The organism is Gimibacter soli (assembly GCF_028463845.1).
Lineage (GTDB): Bacteria > Pseudomonadota > Alphaproteobacteria > Sphingomonadales > Kordiimonadaceae > Gimibacter > Gimibacter soli.
Map to the genome: position 1 here is coordinate 2,973,753 of NZ_CP116805.1, position 19,378 is coordinate 2,993,130.

Sequence of the window (19,378 nt, forward strand, 5' to 3'; positions counted from 1 at the left end):
CGACGAATCGCCCCTTACCGCACGAGGATTGAGTATGAGCAGGAAGAGCGAAGAAAGCGGCGAAATCATGACCGCCGACACACCCCTGGAACGCGCCGCCATGATCGACGCGCAGGTTGCCGCACGTCTCGCCGAAGCACGGCGCGACCAAGGCCTCAGCCTAAGCGCCCTCGGGCAGGCCGCAGGCGTCAGTTACCAGCAGATCCAGAAGTATGAAAACGGCCGGAACCGTATCAGTTGCGGCATGCTTTCAGTGCTCGCCGGGTTTCTGGAAAGACCCATCGAATGGTTCTTCGACGCCGCAGAAAGCACAAGGGCGCCGGATAAACCCAGCGCCCCTGACCCGATCGACAAGGCAATCGGTGAATTGCTTATGGCTGTCCGCCAGTCGCGGTACGGTCGTCGTCAGGCCGGCAGCTGACCGCGCACCAGCGCGTCATAATCGAACATCAGCGATTTGGTGATCTCGCCAACTTCGAACTTGAAGGGCCCGATTTCCGAAAGCGGGGTCACTTCTGCTGCCGTCCCGGTCAGGAATGCCTGCTCGAAGCCTTCCATCTCGTCCGGCATGATGGCACGTTCGATGACTTCGATGCCGCGGCGGCGGGCCAGATCGATCACCGACCGGCGGGTGATGCCATCAAGGAAGCAATCGGGCTTCGGCGTATGGATCTTGCCGTCCTGCACGAAGAAGACATTGGCGCCGGTCGCTTCGGCCACCTGGCCGCGATAGTCATACATCAGCGCGTCGTCATAGCCCTTGGCTTCCGCCGCATGCTTTGAAAGCGTGCAGATCATGTAAAGGCCCGAAGCCTTTGCAGCGGTCGGCGCGGTATCCGGGGCCGGACGGCGCCACTGGGCGATATCAAGCCGCAGGCCGCGCAGGCGTGCTTCCGGCGAGAAATAGGACGGCCATTCCCAGCAGGCAATCGCCGCATGGATCGTGTTCTTCTGGGCGGCCACACCCATCATCTCGCTGCCGCGCCAGATGATCGGGCGGAAATAGCAATCCTTGTAGCCCGCCTTGTTCATCACTTCATAGCAGGCGTCATTGATCTCTTGCTGCGTGAAAGGCACCTTCATGCCCAGAAGCTCGGCCGACTTGAACAGCCGCTCGGTATGTTCTTTCAGCTTGAAGATGGTGCCATTGTAGGCGCGCTGGCCTTCGAAGACCGCACTGCCGTAATGCATGGCATGCGTGAGCACATGGACCTTGCAATCACGCCAGGGGCGCATCTCGCCGTCCATCCAGATCCAACCGTCCCGATCATCATAGGGCGCCGTGCTCATTTTAGTCTCCAACCACTGAATTTAAAAGAAAAGTTCGTTTTCGGCTTGCCCGACGTAACATTATGTCGCATATATGTCAACAACACTGACATATGCCGAAGACGTTTTTTCAGCAAGAGGGCACATCCAGACCATGACACCGCGAAAAATTCCGCAATCGAATCTGTACCTTCGGGAAGAGGAACTGCGGCGTGGTATCGAGCTTCTGTATTTCGCCTACCGGGACTTCACGCGCGACCCGGACGAGATCCTTGCCAAATCACGATTCGGGCGGGCCCATCACCGGGTCCTCTATTTCGTCGGCCGCAGCCCCGGCATCACGGTTTCGGGGCTTCTTTCCATCCTTCGCATCACCAAGCAAAGCCTGTCGCGCGTGCTGGGCGAACTGGTGGAGCAAGGCTTTGTCCGCCAGGAAACCGGCACCGAGGATCGCCGCCAGCGGCTTCTGTACCTCACCGACAAGGGCGAGGCCTTCGAGCGCCAGCTGTTTGCAAGCCAGCGCGACCGTGTGGCTCGCGCCTACAAGATCGCCGGCCCCGAGGCCGTAGCGGGTTTCTGGGAAGTGCTCCTCAATATCGTGGACGATGACGAGCGCGACGCGGTTCTCAAGCATATCGAGAAATAGGCATCCTTCATTCTGGACCGGACGGTACTGGCTTGTTGCCCTGCCGTCGCCATGCTAAAGGGCAGCGCCAGAACAAACGAGGAGACTGATGCATGACCCTTGATCAGCGCCTGATCGACGGCTACCGACGCTTTCTCGAGACCGACTTCGAACGAGACCGCGAGCTTTATCACTCGCTCGCCGAAGAAGGCCAGACCCCCCATACACTTGTTATTGCCTGCTCTGACAGCCGTGTGCTGCCCCAGCACGTATTGGGTGCCGGACCGGGCGACATGTTCCTTGTCCGCAACGTAGCAGCCCTTGTGCCGCCCTTTGAGGACGACGCCGGTTACCACGGCACCAGTGCCGCCATCGAATTTGCGGTCACCAGCCTTGGCGTGAAGAACGTCATCGTCATGGGCCACGCCAAATGCGGCGGTGTCGGCTGCGTGGCGGATGGCAGCGTGACGGAAACAAGCTTCGTCGGCCGCTGGGTCCGCCCCTTGCGCGAATGGCTGCACCGCCATGACGACCTGATCCCGAAGAACCCCACGGCCCGTGCCCGCCTCCTGGAGCGCGCCGCGGTGCATCTGTCGGTCGAGAATCTGATGAGCTTCCCCTTCATCGCCGAGCGTGTCGCCGCCGGCACCCTGAATGTGGAAGGCCTGATCCTTGATATCTCGAACGGCGAGCTCCTGAAGGTCATCGCCAAGCCCGATGGTATCTTCGATGTGCAATCGGTGCTGAACGAAGGCTGAGGTCCCTCGCCTTTCAAACGATACGATACTCCTGAAAACGAAAAGGCCGCTCAAACGAGCGGCCTTCTCTTTTGTCTTGAAGCGTCAGAGCCCGACGATCAGTCGAACTCTTTGCCTTCCTTCACCGGCTTCCACACCTTCTTCATCGAGAAGTACAGGATGATGGTGAGCACCAGCAGGAACAGGATCACATGGAGACCCATCGAGTGGGACTGCTCGAGATGCGGTTCTGCAACGAAGGTCAGGAAGTTGACCACATCGCGGGCCAGCTGGTCCTGCGTGGCTTTGGTGCCGTCTTCATATTCGACGATATCGTCGGAAAGCGGCGAAGCCATGCCGATCTGGCCACCCTTGAAGTAAGGGTTGTAGCTTTTGCCCGGGGTCACCGACACGTCGGCCGGTGCATCCTCGTAGCCAGTCATCAGGCTATAGACATAGTTGGCACCGTCATGACGGGCCTTGACGATCAGCGACAGATCGGGCGGCAGAGCCCCGCCGTTCGAGGCGCGCGCGGCGTTCTCGTTGGCGAAGGGAGCCGGGATACCGTGCTGCGGCATGGCCTTGATCATGGTCGGCTCGCCGAACTCGTCGGGCTCGCCCGGGACTTCATACTCGGCGGCGAAAGCCTTGATCATGTCTTCTTCGTAGCCAAGCGCCGCAAGGTTGCGGAACTTGAAATACTTCAGGCTGTGGCACGAAGCGCAAACCTGTTTGAAGACCTGGAAACCACGCTGGGCCGAGGCGGTGTCGAAGGTCCCGAAGGGGCCTTCGAACTGCCATTCAACCTGCTTGGGGTGCGCCCCGGCAGCCGAAGCATTGGCCGCCATGGTCAGACCCGCAACCGCGGTCAGGGCAAGGGCAAAATTCTTGATCATTTTCATTTGTCCAATCCCCCCGCTCAGGCTTTTTTCACGCATGCCTTGGCGATGCTCTCGGGCAGAGGAAGTGTCTGCTCGATTTTGCCAAGAAGCGGCATGACCACCAGGAAGTGCAGGAAATAGTAAGCGGTGCCGATAAGGCCGACCAACGGCCAGATACCTTCAGGCTTCTTGCCGCCAACGATGGTGAGGATCACCATGTCGATGACGAGGAACCAGAAGAAGATGCGGTAGGTCGGACGGAACTTCGCCGAACGCACCTTGCTGGTGTCAAGCCACGGCAGTGCGAACAGGAGAAGGATCGAGCCGAACATGGCCAGAACGCCCAGAAGCTTTGCCGGGATGATCACGATATCGGTGAAAGGAATGCCGATATCGAACGTGATCGACCGCAGGATCGCGTAGAAGGGCAGGAAGTACCATTCGGGCACGATGCTGTCCGGGGTCACCATCGGGTCAGCCGGGATATAGTTATCCGGGTGGCCGAGCGCGTTCGGTGCATAGAACAGGAACAGGCTGAAGAAGATCAGGAACACGCCCACGCCGAACGCATCCTTCACTGTATAGTAAGGATGGAACGGGATCTTGTCGCCCTTGCCCTTGGCATCGATGCCGAGCGGGTTGTTCGAACCCGGCAGGTGCAGCGCCCAGATGTGCAGGATCACAACACCGGCAATCACGAACGGCAGCAGGAAGTGCAGGCTGAAGAAGCGGTTCAGGGTCGGGTTATCAACCGAGAAGCCACCCCACAGCAGGGTCACGATATAGTCACCCACCACCGGTATTGCCGAGAAGAGGTTGGTGATCACCGTGGCGCCCCAGAAGGACATCTGGCCCCAGGGCAGCACATAGCCCATGAAAGCGGTTGCCATCATCAGGAGGAAGATGACGAGGCCGAGCATCCAGATCATCTCGCGCGGGGCCTTGTAGGACCCGTAATAGAGACCGCGCAGGATGTGGATATAGACGGCGATGAAGAACATGGAGGCGCCGTTCGCATGCATGTAGCGAATGAGCCAGCCATAGTTCACGTCGCGCATGATGCGCTCGACGCTATCGAAAGCCATCAGCGTGTTCGGGGTATAGTGCATGGCAAGCACGACACCGGTCACGATCTGGATGACGAGGCAGAGCCCGGCGAGCGAGCCGAAGTTCCACCAGTAATTCAGGTTGCGGGGTGCGAGGTAGCCTGCACCGAGCGAACCATGGATGAGCGAGAAGATCGGCAGCCGGTCGTCAATCCATTTGACAACCGCGCTGTTCGTTTCAAACGCAGGTCCGTGAGCCATCTGGGCCTCCCTTAACCGATCTTGAGGACGGTATCGCTGGCAAAAGCATAGCTCGGAACTTCGAGGTTCCGGGGCGCAGGTCCTTTGCGGATACGGCCAGAGGTATCATAGTGCGAACCGTGGCAGGGGCAGAACCAGCCGCCGAACTCGCCGCGATCGTCACCCGTCTTGGTGCCGAGAGGCACGCAGCCGAGGTGCGTACAAACGCCGAGAACCACGAGCCATTCAGCCTTGCCGGCCAGAACGCGCTCTGCGTCGGTTTGCTTGTCAACGAGTGCGCCCAGGTCCACAGCCTCGGCTTCCTGGATTTCAGCCGCCGTACGATGGCGAATGAAGACAGGCTTGCCGCGCCATTTCACGACGACAGCTTCGCCAACCGGGATCTTCGAAAGATCGACCTCGATCGAGGCCAGTGCCAGCGTGTCGGCAGCCGGGTTCATCTGGTCGACGAACGGCCACACGGCAACAGCCGCACCGACCGCGCCGAAACCGGCAGCGGCAACATGGAGGAAATCACGGCGATTGACGCCGTCATCACCTTCCACCGTATTTTCGATTGTGCTCATTTAATCATCCTTGGCCGGAAATCATGCGGGCCGACTGGTCCTCGCCGAGGCGGCGACCGCACTTTTCTACCCTAACCTGGCGGTGTCGATGCGGCGAAATGCCACGAGGCCGCCGCCAAGCGCCCCTGCGCCCGGGCAAAACAGGTGCCCGCGCGTTGGCTCCGGTTTAATCGCGCTCGCTCAAAGAGGCAAGGCTTTATGCCTGCCCCGACCAAAAAAATGCCATGTTTCAAGGGGTAGGAAATCGAAAGCCCGTTGCGCTCCTTGCGGCTATTCCTTATGCCACCGGATATGGACATCGCCCTCTATGAACCTGACCTGCCCCAGAACACCGGCACCATGCTCCGGCTTGCCGCCTGCATGGACGTGACGGCGCATGTCATCGAGCCCTGCGGCTTTCCCTTTTCGGTCAAGGCGATGAGGCGCTCGCTGATGGATTATTCGGACCATGTTTCGCTGGCCCGCCATGAAAGCTACGAGGCCTTCGATGCATGGCGCAAGGGTGCAGGGCGGCGACTGGTTCTCCTGTCCACCAAGGCGAGCCTTCCCTATGATGAGTTCGCGTTTCAGGGGGACGATATCCTGATGGTGGGCCGGGAATCGAAAGGCGTGCCGGACGATATTGCGATGCAGGCCGATGCCCGCGTGCTGATCCCCATGAAAGCGGGGGTTCGCTCGCTGAATGTGGCGGTGTCACTTTCCATGGTGCTCGGCGAGGCCATGCGGCAGACCGGTGGATACAAGCCCTTCACGAAAGGACAGTCATGAGCGACGCACTGACCATCGAACAGAAAACAGCCGAAGCCGCAGACTGGTTCCGCACCCTTCGCGACAATGTCTGTGGGAGCTTCGAAGCCATCGAAGACGACAACGAAGGCCCCAAGGCCGATCTCGCCCCCGGTCGCTTCAAGCGCCAGATGTGGGAGCGCACCAATCAGGCTGACGGCAAACCCGGTGGCGGCGGCGTGATGTCGATCATGACCGGCGGCCGCGTGTTCGAAAAGGTCGGGGTCAATATCTCGTCCGTTCACGGCACCTTCACGCCCGAATTCGCGAAATCGATTCCGGGGGCGGATGAAGACCCGCGCTTCTTCGCGACTGGCATCTCGCTTGTCGCCCATATGCAAAGCCCGCGCGTGCCGGCGGTGCATATGAACACCCGGTTTATCGTCACGACCAAACACTGGTTCGGCGGCGGAGCTGACCTCAACGCCCCTCTGCCCGTGGCGGAGGACACTGCCGACTTCCACGCAGCCTTCAAAGGCGCCTGCGACCGCCACGGCGACGACTATTACGCGCGCTTCAAAAAATGGTGCGACGAATATTTCTATATTCCGCACCGGGGCAAGGCGCGCGGCGAAGGCGGCATCTTCTATGACGGGCTGAACACCGGTGACTGGCAGGCCGATTTCGCCTTCACCCGCGACGTGGGCGAAACCTTCAACACCATCTACCCCGCCCTTGTGCGCCGGCACATGAACGAGGACTGGACCGCCGACGAACGCGAAACCCAGCTCGTTTACCGGGGCCATTATGCCGAGTTCAACCTTGTCTATGACCGCGGCACCACCTTCGGCCTGAAGACCGGCGGCAATGTGGACGCCATCCTGATGTCCCTGCCACCCGAGGCCAAATGGCCCTCGCCGATTTGAGGCTGAAACACGCCCTTCGAGACGCGGCTTGCGCCGCTCCTCAGGACGAACGCATGATAAGGCACCGTTCGGACTGAGGAAGCGCGACTGCGCTGTCTCGAAGTCCGCATCGCCAACCGATACGGAGCCCATGCCCATGCCCCTGCCTGCCCCGCTTCTCGCGAATCTCCGGTTGCCGGTCATCATGGCGCCGCTCTTCGTTATCTCGAACCCGGCGATGGTGATTGCAGCAGCAAAGGCCGGGATCATCGGCACTTTTCCCACGCTCAATGCGCGCTCGCCTGAAATCCTCGAAGGCTGGATGGAGGAGATTGCCGCAGCCCTCGGGCCAGACGACGCGGCGTGGGGCGCGAACCTTATCCTCCATAGAACCAACAGCCGCCGCGATGCTGATCTCGCGCTGATCCTGAAGCACAAGCCGAAGCTGGTGATCACCTCGGTCGGCGATCCGGCCCCGGTCGTGGAGGCTGTCCATGATTATGGTGGTGTGGTGTTCCATGATGTGCTGTCGTTCAAGCATGCCGCGAAGGCCGCTGCCGCAGGCGTCGACGGGCTGATTGCGGTATGTGCGGGCGCAGGCGGCCACGGCGGCACGATCAGCCCCTTCACCTTCATCCCGGCGCTGAAAGAGAAATACGGCTGCACGGTGATCGCGGCTGGCGCCATCGGCGATGGCCGCGCCATGCGGGCAGCCGAGATGCTCGGGGCTGACGCTTCCTATATGGGTACCCGATTCCTGGCGAGCGTCGAATGCGGCATCGATCCCGCCTACAAGCAGATGATGATCGACGAGGATGCCGACGGGCTTCTCTACACTGACAAGATTTCGGGTATTCCCGGCTATTTCCTGAAGGAAAGCCTGAAAGCTGCCGGGCGCGACCCGATGACCGGCCTGCCCGCAGCCGAGGCAGCATCCACCGACTTCAAACGCCCATGGCTCGATATCTGGTCAGCGGGCCAAGGCATCAGCGCCATCCACGATGCCCCGACGATTGCCGGGATCGTGGACAGGTTGGCAGGTGAATACGAAGCCGCTGCTTCCTAAGCCACCGACTTTCTCAGCGCTGCCACCAGGTCATGCATGATCTGGTCGGCGGTTTCCTGTGTGCTGGCAGCGAGAGTTTCCATCTGCCCTGCCAGATCGTCCACCTGCGCCGTCTCTTCCGCCACATTGCCGATATGGCTGGAAACGTCGCGGGTGCCGAGGGCTGCCTCCTGGATGTTGCGGCTGATTTCTGATGCCACAGCATCCTGCTCCGTCACCGCCGCCGCAATCGCATCGGCGTTCGATTTCACGTCGCCAATGACCGACTGGATCGCCTTGATCACCTTTTCCACATTGAGGGCTGCTTCCTGGATGCTGGATATCTGGTCGCCGATTGTTTTCGTGGCGTGGGCCGTCTCGTTGGCAAGGCTTTTCACCTCGCTTGCCACCACCGCGAACCCGCGCCCGGCATCGCCGGCGCGCGCGGCCTCGATCGTCGCATTGAGCGCCAGAAGGTTTGTCTGGCTTGCGATATCATCGATCAGCTTGACGACATTGCCGATTTCCTTGGCGGTGACGCCAAGGCTGCCGATCACACTCGTCGCGCGGTCGGTTTCCTCCACCGCCCGGTCGCTGATCAGGCGGGACTGCTCGGCCTGACGGCCGATTTCAGCTACCGACGTGCTCATTTCCTCGGTCGCGGCTGCCACCGCGTCCACATTCACGCTTGCCTGTTCCGAGGCGGCCGCCACGCTTTCCGCACCACCCCGCATCTTTTCGATGGTGGCACCGACATCGCCGATGGCCTGCTGCAGCGAGCGGTTGGTGGCCGCCAGCTTTTCGGAAGCCGCATTCGCCTCGTTCTCCAGCCCTTCAACAAGCCGAAGCATCGAGGCCTGTTTATCGGCGGCTGCCGCATCAAGATAGGTGGTCACGGCGATCTCGAGATCGAGCATGATGGCGCGGGTAATGGCCTTTGAAACCATCGCCGCCGAGGCGCCACACACGCGTTCGATCACAGCCGCCAGCGCCGACATCACGAAAGAATAGCCGCCGATATACCAGTTGGGTCTGAGCCCGATCCTGTTGTGCGCCTGCCCGATGGCATAGGCACGCTGCCAGTAATCCTGATCAAATCGCCCCGAAAAGAGCACGGCCCAATGTTCCGCCTGCTTTTTCTTCAGGCCGTCGATCCGGTCACGGGAGCCAAGGATCGTTCGGGTTTCTTCGTGCTTCCACAGATGCTCGTAAAAGGCATCCAGAATGGACGGCACTTCGGCCAGAATGGCAGGCCCATTCGCCGCCAGCGATTGTCGCGTTTCTTCATCGATCTGGAAAAAACCGAGACGCTCGGCGGAACGGTCCGCCGTACCCACAACTTCTTGAATCATTGCTACCCCCAGACTGCGTTAGCCGGAAAAACGGTGTGGATCACCTACTTGGGTACAACTCTAGAAGGAATTAAGATCAAGCGCTTGAGACCTATAGACATACCAGCCCGGCGGGCCTCAGCCAAGGGAAAAGCCGTTTTCAATCCAGTGCTCTTCCAGTTCTTTCAAGCGTTTGCCAAGCTCCGGCCCGGCAGGAATGCCCTCAGCCATCAAGTCAGCAGCCTTCACAGGGAAGACGGGAATTTCCCACTTTTCACAAACTAAAATTGAATTTTCTGATTTATTTTTAATATCTTCTGAAGTCCACAACAGAGCGTCGGCCACAGGCTTGCCAAAACGGTAGGCTGCCTCCTGCCACATCGGCAGCACGGATCGGCGAGGCAGCAAGAGCGCCTTCGCCACATCATCCAGAAAGCGTGCCTCGGACCGGCTCAAGCGGAACGACTCGGCAAAGACTCGCATCCTGTCGCGCTCGCCGCCCAGAAGGGCAATGAGCCGAACCATAGACGGCGCATAACCCGAAGTTGCATATTCATTAGCCTTAAGCAACCGCCAGCGATTTCCTGCCTGAAGTCCTTCAAAAAGCGCCGCAAGCACCCCTTCGTTCTGCATCAGGTCAATCACCGCAGAGGCTGCCGGTTCCTTCAGGAGTTTCAGGAACTCATCGCGTTTACGCTCGGCCGAGAGGACCTCAAGTCCCGGTAGTGCATCCCGGATGGCCGCGAGGGCCGCCTCGTCCCGCTCAGCGCCGCCCATCACCGTCAGGAACCGGAAGTATCTCAGCAGCCGCAGCCTGTCTTCAGCAAGCCGGCTGGCGGGGTCACCAATGAAGCGTAGCCGCCGTGCCTGCACGTCCGCGAGCCCGCCGACCGGATCATACAGCTTGCCATCGGGGCTCAGATACAGGGCATTGACCGTGAAATCGCGCCGCGCTGCATCCTCAGCCCAGTCATCGGTATGCTCGACGCGGGCGTGGCGACCGTCGGTTTCGGCGTCCCGGCGCAGCGTGGTGATCTCGATGGTGCGGCCATCGGCCACCGCCGTGACGGTGCCATGATCGATGCCCGTCGGCACCGCGCGCAGGCCCGCGGCTTCCAGTCGCTGCAAGGTGACATCGGGTTTCAGCGGGGTGGCAGCGTCGAGGTCCAGTACCGGGCGGCCAAGGAAGGTGTCGCGAACGGCGCCACCCACGAAACGCAGGTTGCCGGGGCCGAGGGCCGCCGAAACCTTATAGACGATTTCAAGGTCCAGCCAGTCGGGATGGAGATCGAGAACGGCTTCGTCCGCCTGTCGCTCACGGGCGCCCGTCACGTTCGCCATTATCCTTCTCGCCGTCTTCCGCTTCCTCCACCGGCTCGAACCGGCCCGGCACCAGCGTTTCGCCTTCCATATGCGGGGGGAAATAGCGCGTGTGGGATTCGCTGCGGCGGTCGTCGGTGACATAAAGCCCGATGGCCGCAACCAGCATACCAACGACACACGCCCCAAGCATCCGCCGCAAGCGCCGGATATCGGCCTCCAGTTCCTCTTCCGTGCGGTCCACCTTGGCACGGTGGCGCAGCCACAGGATCACCGCCGCCAGCGGCAGCGACAGCAGAATGAAGCGGAAGAAGATGGCAATCACCCGGCGAGGCTCCTTTTCAGAAAGGCGGCAGGATCTTTGGTGTCGGCGGTCGCGCGCATCAGATCGGCCAGATTGACGATCATGCCAGCGGTAGCGCCCCAGATATAATGTTTTTCGTGCGGGATGACATAGAAATGCCGGGTCCGCCCCCGGAACTCGGCGGACTGGCGCTGGTGATTGCGCGGGTCCAGAAGGTGGGCCAGCGGCACTTCGAAAATCTCGTCCACCTCGTCTTCCGCCCGGACAAGATGAAAACCGTCCTGCACGATGCCGACGAAGGGCGAAATCTGGAAGCCGGTGACGGTGCAATAGGTATCCAGATGCCCGCGCACATCCACATAGTGCGGGCCGATGCCAACTTCTTCCTGCGTTTCACGAAGGGCGGCGGCAAGCGGGCCGGCGTCGGTATCGTCGATCCGGCCACCGGGGAAACTCACCTGCCCGCCGTGCGCCCGCAGGCCGCCGTGGCGTTTGGTCAGCAGCACGGTCGGCTCGGATCGTTCGATGATCGGGATCAGCACGGCAGCGGGGCGCAAGGGCTTGCCGGCAAGCGCCGACACCGCCACAGGGTCGCTGCGGTCGAGGTCCCCGTCGCCGCGCAGGCCACGGGCGGCGCTGTTGCCGGGGGCCAGTGCCCTGTCCAGCCAGTCACGCATCCGACAGATCCTCCATGCTCACGCTGCCAAGATCGAAGGCCTCGCCCTGGCTTGCCAGCCGCAAGGCCACACAGCCATCGCCCATATCCACATGGCTGGCAGCGGCCACCAGTTCATAAAAGACCGCTCGGGCAATCAATGCCTCCAACCGCCCCCTGATCAGGATATAGGGACGCGGCTCGCCGGTTTCATCATCCGTTTCCACCCGGATCGGATGATCTTTGCCAGCAATCACCGTATCGCCCACGTTTGTGGTGAAGGCAAAGGCGCGCTCGTCACCCTCGCCGACGTCCTCCACGGCAACGGCTACAAAGGGAGCGTCCTCGACGCGGATACCGACCTTCTCGATCGGGGTCACAAGATAGGTCTTGCCGTCTTCGTCCTTCCTGAGGATCGAGGCGAAAAGACGGACCATGCGTTCCCGTCCGATGGGCGTGCCCATATAGGTCCAGCTGCCGTCCTTGAGGATCGCCATATCGATATCGCCGCAAAAGTCGGGGTTCCAGCGCTCAACGGGCGGAAAACGCTGGCCTTCCACCTGTTTGATGATCTCTTCAAGCCTGAAAGCGGACTGTGGGCGGTCGTTCATTGATCGAGAATCCTCCATACCGGCTGCGATGATAGCGCGCAGCCGGGCGGAGAAACAACCGTTCGGAAAGGGGCTGCCGCGATCAGGCGGCAGCGGGGGTTACGGCTTTGGCCGATTTGCTTGCTTTTGCTGCCCGAAGGCGGGCAGGTTCCAGTGCAGCAACGGCTTCGTCGGACGCCGGGGCAAAGCGCACCAGCTGGCCAACCGCCGGCAGGGCCGCGATCATGCCGCGCTGACGCACCAGCAAACGGTCAGCATCGGCACCACCCGGCAGGGTGATGTGGCACGGCTTCACCGGCACGAAGCCGAAGCGGCCGTAATAGCCGGCGTCACCCACCAGCATCACGCGCTGGTAACCAAGGCGGTCGACTTTCGCCAGCGCCTTTTTCATCAGCGACGAGCCGATGCCCGAGCCTTGCGTGTCCGGGTCCACGGCAAGCGGGCCCAGATACAGCGTCGTGCTTTCGCGGCCCGTGAGCATGTCGCGCACGGTAACCGGCCAGAAACGGATGGTACCAACAACGCGGCCTTCGCCGTCGCGTGCCACCATCGAAAGATGTTGAACGGGGGCGACATCCTGCCGCAAGCGGTAGGAGGCTTTCATCAGCCGTGCGGGGCCGAATGCCTTGTCGAGAAGTTGATCGATCTGGCCGCCTTCAAACGGCCGTTCCGGACCATAAGTGATCATCTGCACTGCCCTTCAAACCCGGATTCCATGCCCGGGATGTCGATCCTGTCGTACGCATATGCGCTACAACCGAGAAAAACGTTTACTCAAAGAAACGCTTATCTTCGTCGCAGCGATATCACCGTAGTAACAGGTCGGGTCAGTAACATGGTCTTGATGACACTTTCATTTAGGAGGCGTGAAAATATGATGATCACCCCCCTCGTACAAGCGGTTTTTCCATTCATACGAAAATAGAAAAAATGAAAAGGCGCCTCCTGACAAAGAGACGCCTTTTCAAAGGGTTAAAAGAGGCCGGACAGTGGCTTACCAGTCGACCTGGAAGCGCAGACCAAGCGCGTCGACGCTGTTTTCGCCGTCAGCACCGTTTGCAGCGACGCCAAAGGCGTTTTCTATGTCGCTGCGGCTGAGGTTCAGCATCATGCGGGCATAGCGGTTGAGATACCAGTTCACGCCGAGGAGATAGGTATCCATCTCGCCGCCAAAGATACCCTTGTCTCTGAGGTCGATCCGGTCAAAGCGGGCCGCGATCTGCCACGCGCCGAAACCGCCTTCATCCACCGGGTTATTGACCTTCGGGCGGTCCCACACGCCCTGCCCGAGCTTCAGTGCACGCTGTTCGTCGGTCAGGAACATGCCGATCTCGACAAAGCCGCCATTGAAGCTGGCATTGCCGCCATTCGCTGCCGCGTTGTCAGCCGTCACGAAGGCCCATTCGCCGGTTGCGTGGAACGGACCCTGCACATAGGCAGCCTCAAGGCCGTAAAGTACGTCCTTCGAAGAAACGTTGCCAGTATCGATGAAGCGCAGTGTGCTGAGGTGCTGGTGCGGGCGCTGGCGGTAGCGGAACGCGCCTTCTTCAAGATTGCGGTAGCGGATCGATGCACCGAGCATCCAGGCGCCGTCGCCGATCTTGTCGCCATAATGGCCGCGGATCGCGAGGGTCTCGCCTTCCTTCTCGCCGGTCGTGCCTGCGCTGCCCCGGAAGGCGCCGGCCGAAACCGAATAATTGTCGCCGCCGATGGTGGCCGACACGCCGATCTGGCGCGCGAAGCCGAAGGCATCGGTGTAGGACGAGCGTTCCATGAAGGTGGTGTGGCGGCTGGAGGTCAGCTCTTCCATCGAGGTCGGCGGATTGAACTGGCCAAGCTGGTAGGTCACGCCGTGATCGGCCTTGTAGGACAGGAAGGCGTCTTTCAGTTCGACTTCATCACCCGCGAAATCCACCTCGAACTTGTAACCGGTGCGGGCGCCTGCCTTGCCTTCGATGCCGAGGCGCGCAGCGCGCAGCTCGGTGGCCGAGAGGTCCATCGCATTGTCGTTGTCCGACGCCCAGGCGGCATCAGCGAAGATACGACCGCGCACGTTGAAGGTGAAGTCACCAGCCGCGAAGCCAAGCTCGGAGGCGGGCTCATCCTTCTTCACGACAACGTTCTTTTCCTGCTTCTTCTCGAGCTCTTCGATGCGCTTGGCGAGAAGGGCGAGTTGCTCTTTCAGCTCTTCAATCGACTGGGCAGAGGCAGGTACACCCCACACATAGGCCGCAAGGGCGGCAACGGCGGTGGCACTGCGCAGAATTCCGGCACGGTGTTTCTGGATGATCATTGTGTCTTGTCCTTGTTACGGCCCGGCCCGCGGGCAGATCGCAACCCGAAGGCGGCATGGGCGCCTGTTTATGACGCATGTGTTACAGCTTTATGACAGATGTAATATTTCAGTCATCAAACAGTAAGAAAGCTGACACCGACGACGGACGCCGGTGTCAGCAATGGCTTCAAACGGTGCGAACACCGCTAAGGAAGACGCCAACTTCCGATTTGATCGTGGCAGCCAGCTGCGCCAGCGTCTCGGCGGCGGTCATCACATGCGAGGATGCCTTGCCAGTACGTTCCGCCCCGGCCGACACGTCCTGGATATCGCTTGTCACGCGCTGCGCACCTTCTGAGGTGAACTGGACGTTGCGACTGATCTCGTTCGTTGCCGCATCCTGCTCTTCGACGGCTGCCGAAATACCGGACATGACAGAGGAGAACTGGTCGATCGTCCGCTCGATCGCCTTGATCGCGCTGACGACCGATGCAGTCACCGACTGCATGTCCTGTATCTGGCCGGTGATCTGCTCGGTGGCTTGTGCCGTCTGGTTCGCAAGGCTCTTCACCTCGCTTGCCACCACGGCAAAGCCCTTGCCGGCGTCACCCGCCCGCGCCGCCTCGATGGTGGCATTAAGGGCCAAAAGGTTGGTCTGCTCGGCGATATCATTGATGAGCCGCACCACGTCCTCAATCTGATGGGCATTCTCGGCCATGCGATCAATAGCGACCCCGCCCTGACCCGCCGCGGTTACCGCCTCGCCCGAATAGCGGGTGGCAGTATGAACCTGACTGTTCACCTCACGGATCGCCGCCGCCATTTCCTCGATGGCCGCAGCCGTTGTCGCCACATTGGCCCGCATCTGCTCCGCCGATGATGACACGCTCGCTGCCTGACGACCGGTGGCATCGGCTACATCCACCATGTCACCCGCCGTGGTGTTCATCGAAACGGAGGCGCTTTCAAGATCAGCAACTGCCGCCGTGATGCGATTGTCAAACTGCTGGACCAGCTCTTCGAGCCTGCGGGCACGTTCCTGCCGGGCCAAGGCTTCAGCCCGTTCTTTTTCCATCTTCTCGCGTTCGGCGGCGGCGCGTTCTTCGGCCAGCGCCAGATCCTGCTTCGCCTTCTCCTCGGTCATCCGGCGGGCATCTTCTTCAAGCCGAAGCCGCTCGGCGGCCGCATCCCGCAGATTGAGTGCTACGCGCGCCATGCTGCCGAACTCGTCCCTCTGCGCCGTGCCCGGCACGTCCGTCTTATAGTCACCCTCGGCAATCTTGCCGAGCGCAGCTTCAAGCCGCACCACCGGCCCGACCGTTGTCAGGATCACCAGCCAGCCGACAAGCGCGGTGGAAACCAGCACGACACCAACAACAGTGAGGACGACATTCTGGATCATGTCGTAAGTTGCCTGCTCCGAGGCATTCGCGGCAGCCACGCCCGCTTCGGCCTTTTCGCGAACCAGCGAGAAATGCTCAGCGGTGCGCGAATAGATGCTGCTCAGTGTTTCCACCTCAGTTTCGATCTGAAGACGGTCCCGTGCATAAACATTGAAATTCTCGACATAGCTGGCGAGCCGCGCCTCGATATCCGTCTTTTCCGCTGCCGGGAAGTTGGTGGCAGCGAGCGCCGTGCGGAATTCCGAGGCGCGCGTCGCGATATCGCCGATATAGCGATCCTGCAGGCGTGCGATGAAATCCTTCTCGTGCCGCCGCATCATCAGCATCAGAATCTGCAGCTTGTCGTTCGGATGCTCTTTCAGGGATTCCTCGATATTGTGAACTGCCCCCCGCAGCGCGCCTTGCAGCCCTTCATTCTCGCTGAGGCCGATGGCCTTTTTCAGGTCCACAACCTTTTCGAACTGGGCGCGGTGTTCCGGCAATATTTCCTCGAGCGCGACTGCCGCCCGCTGAACAGCACTGTCATCCGACAGCGCCTTGATCGCCCTGAGCGTCGCCAGCGCCTTGTCGGACGATTCTGTATATTGCGCCGCATAGTCGAGATCATTCCGGAGAAGGAAGTCCTTCTCGCGTCGCCGGATATTCAGCGACTGGATTTCCAGCTCGGCGGCCAGATCGCCAAGCTTGTTGTAGCGCGCGGCATCAGCACGCGCCGTTTCCATATGCGACGACCCGACGAAATCGGTGATGAGAATGGCAATAAGTCCAAGTGCTGCCACCCCGACGAGCGTGAAAACGCGGATGGCTGTCTTGAGATTTTGAAAAACAGAAATAATTGACATGAGCGTCCTCCTGCCAGCGCCCTCAGGCGCGGGTTTGCAAGTGACAGCTCCCTTTGATCGAAGTGGCAGCCGGTGCCTAATTGCCCGCCTGCTCGTTTACTTGCGGCGAATTTCTCCCCCGTCAGATGAGAAGATTACCGTAAGTCCGTAAATAATTTAATAAAATTTTATACAGCCAAGGGTGGCATCGACACAAAACAAAACCCCGGGAAGAATTCTTCCCGGGGTCCGTCGTGCCATCCGAAGACGGCGCATATCGTATGGCTGAGGGCCGGACCTTAGAAGTCCATGCCGCCCATGCCACCCATGCCGCCACCCATCGGGGCGGACGGGGCTTTGTCTTCCGGTGCGTCAGCCACCATGGCTTCGGTGGTGATCATCAGACCAGCGATCGAGGCAGCGTCCTGCAGCGCGGTGCGGACAACCTTGGTCGGGTCGATGATGCCCTTGGCAACGAGGTTCGTGTATTCCTCGTTCTGGGCGTCGAAGCCGAAGTTGGTGTCGTTCTGCTCAAGGAGCTTGCCGGCAACAACAGCACCGTCAACGCCGGCGTTTTCAGCGATCTGGCGAACCGGAGCCTGCAGGGCGCGACGGATGATGTCGATGCCTTTGGTCTGGTCGTCGTTGGCGCCTTCAAGGCCCTCAAGGGCTTTGGTTGCATAGAGAAGTGCGGTGCCGCCACCGGCAACGATGCCTTCTTCGACGGCTGCGCGGGTTGCATGCAGGGCGTCGTCAACGCGGTCCTTGCGCTCTTTCACTTCAACTTCGGTGGCACCGCCAACCTTGATCACGGCCACGCCGCCCGACAGCTTGGCAAGGCGCTCCTGGAGCTTTTCCTTGTCATAGTCAGACGTGGTGACTTCGATCTGGGCCTTGATCTGCTCGACGCGGGCCTTGATGTCGTCAGCTGCGCCAACGCCGTCAACGATGGTGGTGTCTTCTTTGGTGATGGTCACGCGCTTGGCGGTGCCGAGCATGTCGAGGCCGACATTCTCAAGCTTGATGCCGAGGTCTTCCGAAACCACCTGACCACCGGTGAGGATGGCGATGTCTTCGAGCATGGCTTTGCGGCGGTCGCCGAAGCCCGGGGCTTTCACGGCAGCGATCTTCAGGCCACCACGCAGCTTGTTGACCACGAGGGTGGCCAGGGCTTCGCCTTCGATGTCCTCGGCAACGATCAGGAGCGGCTTGCCCGACTGAACGACAGCTTCAAGGAGCGGCAGCATCGGCTGCAGGCTCGAGAGTTTTTTCTCGTGGAGAAGGATCAGCGGATTGTCGAGTTCGGCAATCATCTTCTCAGCATTGGTGATGAAGTAAGGCGACAGGTAGCCGCGGTCGAACTGCATGCCTTCCACAACATCGAGCTCGCTGTCGAGGCCTTTGGCTTCTTCAACGGTGATGACACCTTCCTTGCCGACTTTCGCCATGGCTTCAGCGATCATCTTGCCAACTTCGGCTTCGCCGTTGGCCGAGATGGTGCCAACCTGGGCGATCTCTTCGTTGGTCGTCACGTCACGCGAACGCGACTTCAGGCTTTCGATGACCTTGGTGGTGGCGATATCGATACCGCGCTTCAGGTCCATCGGGTTCATGCCGGCAGCTACCGATTTCATGCCTTCGCGGACGATTGCTTGGGCCAGAACGGTGGCGGTGGTGGTGCCGTCGCCAGCCACATCGTTGGTGCGGCTTGCTACTTCCTTCACCATCTGGGCGCCCATGTTTTCGAACTTGTCTTTGAGTTCGATTTCCTTGGCAACCGAGACGCCGTCCTTGGTGATGCGCGGTGCACCGAACGACTTTTCCAGAACCACATTGCGGCCTTTCGGACCGAGGGTGGTTTTCACAGCGTTGGCGAGGATATCAACGCCCGCCAGCATCTTGGCGCGGGCTTCTTCGCGGAATTTTACTTCTTTGGCAGCCATATTGGCCTCCTGAACTGAATGGATCTTAAAGGAATGACAGACGGGTCAGAGCAAGCGAGTGGCTTACTCGATGATGCCCATGATGTCGGATTCTTTCATGATGAGGAGATCGACGCCGTCGACCTTCACTTCGGTGCCCGACCATTTGCCGAACAGGACCTTGTCGCCCTTTTGAACGTCAAGCGGGGTCACTTTGCCGTCGTCGCCGCGCACACCGGTGCCAACTGCGACAACTTCGCCCTCCGAGGGCTTTTCCTTGGCGGTATCCGGCAGGATGATGCCGCCCGAAGTCTTAGCTTCGCTTTCAATACGCTTGACCAGTACGCGGTCATGAAGCGGACGAAGAGCCATTATGTGTCTCCATATCTGATAAAGCGTCAAATGAGCTGTTAGCACTCAATTGTCCTGAGTGCTAACACGCCGCCTATGTAAGCCACCTGTGTTACGGCTTCAAGGCTGATTGCCCGGATTTTTTGACTTTTGTCGGTTGCGTGCGCTTTCTCAGGAGAACCGCGGCATGGATTACGTATTTTGGCCCGCAGGCATAGAACAATACACCTAATGCGATAGTAATATCACACTGCCGGGTCCACCCTTCGCCTGTAACATAAGCGCCACATACAGAATCATATACGCCGTTAACCATTTTAAATC

Annotated in this window: 20 protein-coding genes; 6 read left to right on the forward strand and 14 right to left on the reverse strand. The window is 60.2% G+C overall.

Features of this window, described 5'->3' with window-relative positions; translation table 11 throughout:
• The first annotated feature begins 34 nt into the window (after positions 1-34).
• A complete protein-coding gene (locus tag PH603_RS13710) occupies positions 35-421 on the forward strand; it encodes a helix-turn-helix domain-containing protein (protein ID WP_289503103.1) in 387 nt (128 codons plus the stop codon).
• Here the strand turns inward: PH603_RS13710 and PH603_RS13715 are convergent.
• On the reverse strand, positions 406-1,290 hold the full coding sequence (locus PH603_RS13715; protein ID WP_289503104.1) for a branched-chain amino acid aminotransferase: 885 nt from the start codon (positions 1,288-1,290) through the stop codon (positions 406-408). The genes PH603_RS13710 and PH603_RS13715 overlap by 16 nt on opposite strands.
• Before the next feature lie 133 nt (positions 1,291-1,423).
• On the opposite strand from PH603_RS13715, the gene PH603_RS13720 reads away from it, so the two are divergent.
• Positions 1,424-1,915 carry a MarR family winged helix-turn-helix transcriptional regulator gene (locus PH603_RS13720; RefSeq protein ID WP_289503105.1) on the forward strand — a complete coding sequence of 164 codons (492 nt, stop codon included), beginning with the start codon at positions 1,424-1,426 and terminating at the stop codon, positions 1,913-1,915.
• 92 nt (positions 1,916-2,007) lie between these two features.
• On the forward strand, positions 2,008-2,652 hold the full coding sequence (locus PH603_RS13725; protein ID WP_289503106.1) for a carbonic anhydrase: 645 nt from the start codon (positions 2,008-2,010) through the stop codon (positions 2,650-2,652).
• 98 nt (positions 2,653-2,750) lie between these two features.
• Here the strand turns inward: PH603_RS13725 and PH603_RS13730 are convergent, their stop codons facing one another.
• Genes PH603_RS13730 through petA form a run of 3 tightly spaced genes read right to left on the reverse strand, consistent with a single transcriptional unit; the run spans position 2,751 to position 5,385 of the window.
• Positions 2,751-3,533 (reverse strand): cytochrome c1, encoded by a 783-nt coding sequence (locus PH603_RS13730; protein ID WP_289503107.1) that lies wholly within the window; start codon positions 3,531-3,533, stop codon positions 2,751-2,753.
• A 17-nt stretch (positions 3,534-3,550) separates the two neighbouring features.
• A complete protein-coding gene (locus tag PH603_RS13735) occupies positions 3,551-4,819 on the reverse strand; it encodes a cytochrome b (RefSeq protein ID WP_289503108.1) in 1,269 nt (422 codons plus the stop codon).
• Positions 4,820-4,830: 11 nt separating this feature from the next.
• Positions 4,831-5,385, reverse strand: a complete 555-nt coding sequence (gene petA / locus PH603_RS13740) for a ubiquinol-cytochrome c reductase iron-sulfur subunit (protein ID WP_289503109.1) — start codon at positions 5,383-5,385, stop codon at positions 4,831-4,833.
• A gap of 279 nt (positions 5,386-5,664) precedes the next feature.
• Between petA and PH603_RS13745 the strand changes: the two genes are divergently transcribed.
• From PH603_RS13745 to PH603_RS13755, 3 genes are all read left to right on the forward strand, one after another.
• The gene (locus tag PH603_RS13745; RefSeq protein WP_289503110.1) at positions 5,665-6,153 is read left to right on the forward strand and encodes a tRNA (cytidine(34)-2'-O)-methyltransferase; all 489 of its coding nucleotides are present in this window, start codon (positions 5,665-5,667) and stop codon (positions 6,151-6,153) included.
• The gene (hemF, locus tag PH603_RS13750) at positions 6,150-7,037 is read left to right on the forward strand and encodes an oxygen-dependent coproporphyrinogen oxidase (protein ID WP_289503111.1); all 888 of its coding nucleotides are present in this window, start codon (positions 6,150-6,152) and stop codon (positions 7,035-7,037) included. Before PH603_RS13745 ends, hemF begins: the two co-directional genes overlap by 4 nt.
• Positions 7,038-7,173: 136 nt before the next feature.
• On the forward strand, positions 7,174-8,082 hold the full coding sequence (locus PH603_RS13755; RefSeq protein WP_289503112.1) for an NAD(P)H-dependent flavin oxidoreductase: 909 nt from the start codon (positions 7,174-7,176) through the stop codon (positions 8,080-8,082).
• On the opposite strand, the gene PH603_RS13760 is transcribed toward PH603_RS13755, so the two are convergent.
• The 10 genes from PH603_RS13760 to groES form a co-directional block, all read right to left on the reverse strand.
• Positions 8,079-9,413 carry a globin-coupled sensor protein gene (locus tag PH603_RS13760; RefSeq protein ID WP_289503113.1) on the reverse strand — a complete coding sequence of 445 codons (1,335 nt, stop codon included), beginning with the start codon at positions 9,411-9,413 and terminating at the stop codon, positions 8,079-8,081. The genes PH603_RS13755 and PH603_RS13760 overlap by 4 nt on opposite strands.
• Before the next feature lie 117 nt (positions 9,414-9,530).
• Positions 9,531-10,733, reverse strand: a complete 1,203-nt coding sequence (locus tag PH603_RS13765; RefSeq protein ID WP_289503114.1) for a CCA tRNA nucleotidyltransferase — start codon at positions 10,731-10,733, stop codon at positions 9,531-9,533.
• Entirely contained in the window at positions 10,708-11,037 is a 330-nt protein-coding gene (locus PH603_RS13770) for a hypothetical protein (RefSeq protein ID WP_289503115.1), read from the reverse strand. The genes PH603_RS13765 and PH603_RS13770 overlap by 26 nt, the downstream gene beginning before the upstream one ends.
• Positions 11,034-11,693, reverse strand: coding sequence for a CoA pyrophosphatase (locus PH603_RS13775; protein WP_289503116.1), 660 nt, complete (start codon positions 11,691-11,693; stop codon positions 11,034-11,036). Before PH603_RS13775 ends, PH603_RS13770 begins: the two co-directional genes overlap by 4 nt.
• Positions 11,686-12,282: a DUF1285 domain-containing protein gene (locus PH603_RS13780; protein WP_289503117.1), complete on the reverse strand. Its 597-nt coding sequence runs from the start codon at positions 12,280-12,282 to the stop codon at positions 11,686-11,688. The genes PH603_RS13775 and PH603_RS13780 overlap by 8 nt, the downstream gene beginning before the upstream one ends.
• 82 nt (positions 12,283-12,364) lie before the next feature.
• Positions 12,365-12,970 (reverse strand): GNAT family N-acetyltransferase, encoded by a 606-nt coding sequence (locus tag PH603_RS13785; RefSeq protein ID WP_289503118.1) that lies wholly within the window; start codon positions 12,968-12,970, stop codon positions 12,365-12,367.
• A 306-nt stretch (positions 12,971-13,276) separates the two neighbouring features.
• The gene (locus tag PH603_RS13790; RefSeq protein WP_289503119.1) at positions 13,277-14,575 is read right to left on the reverse strand and encodes an OprO/OprP family phosphate-selective porin; all 1,299 of its coding nucleotides are present in this window, start codon (positions 14,573-14,575) and stop codon (positions 13,277-13,279) included.
• 169 nt (positions 14,576-14,744) lie between these two features.
• Positions 14,745-16,802 carry a methyl-accepting chemotaxis protein gene (locus PH603_RS13795; RefSeq protein WP_289503120.1) on the reverse strand — a complete coding sequence of 686 codons (2,058 nt, stop codon included), beginning with the start codon at positions 16,800-16,802 and terminating at the stop codon, positions 14,745-14,747.
• Positions 16,803-17,080: 278 nt separating this feature from the next.
• Positions 17,081-18,724, reverse strand: coding sequence for a chaperonin GroEL (gene groL / locus PH603_RS13800; RefSeq protein WP_289503121.1), 1,644 nt, complete (start codon positions 18,722-18,724; stop codon positions 17,081-17,083).
• A gap of 63 nt (positions 18,725-18,787) precedes the next feature.
• Positions 18,788-19,075 (reverse strand): co-chaperone GroES, encoded by a 288-nt coding sequence (groES, locus tag PH603_RS13805; protein ID WP_289503122.1) that lies wholly within the window; start codon positions 19,073-19,075, stop codon positions 18,788-18,790.
• Positions 19,076-19,378 lie beyond the last annotated feature (303 nt).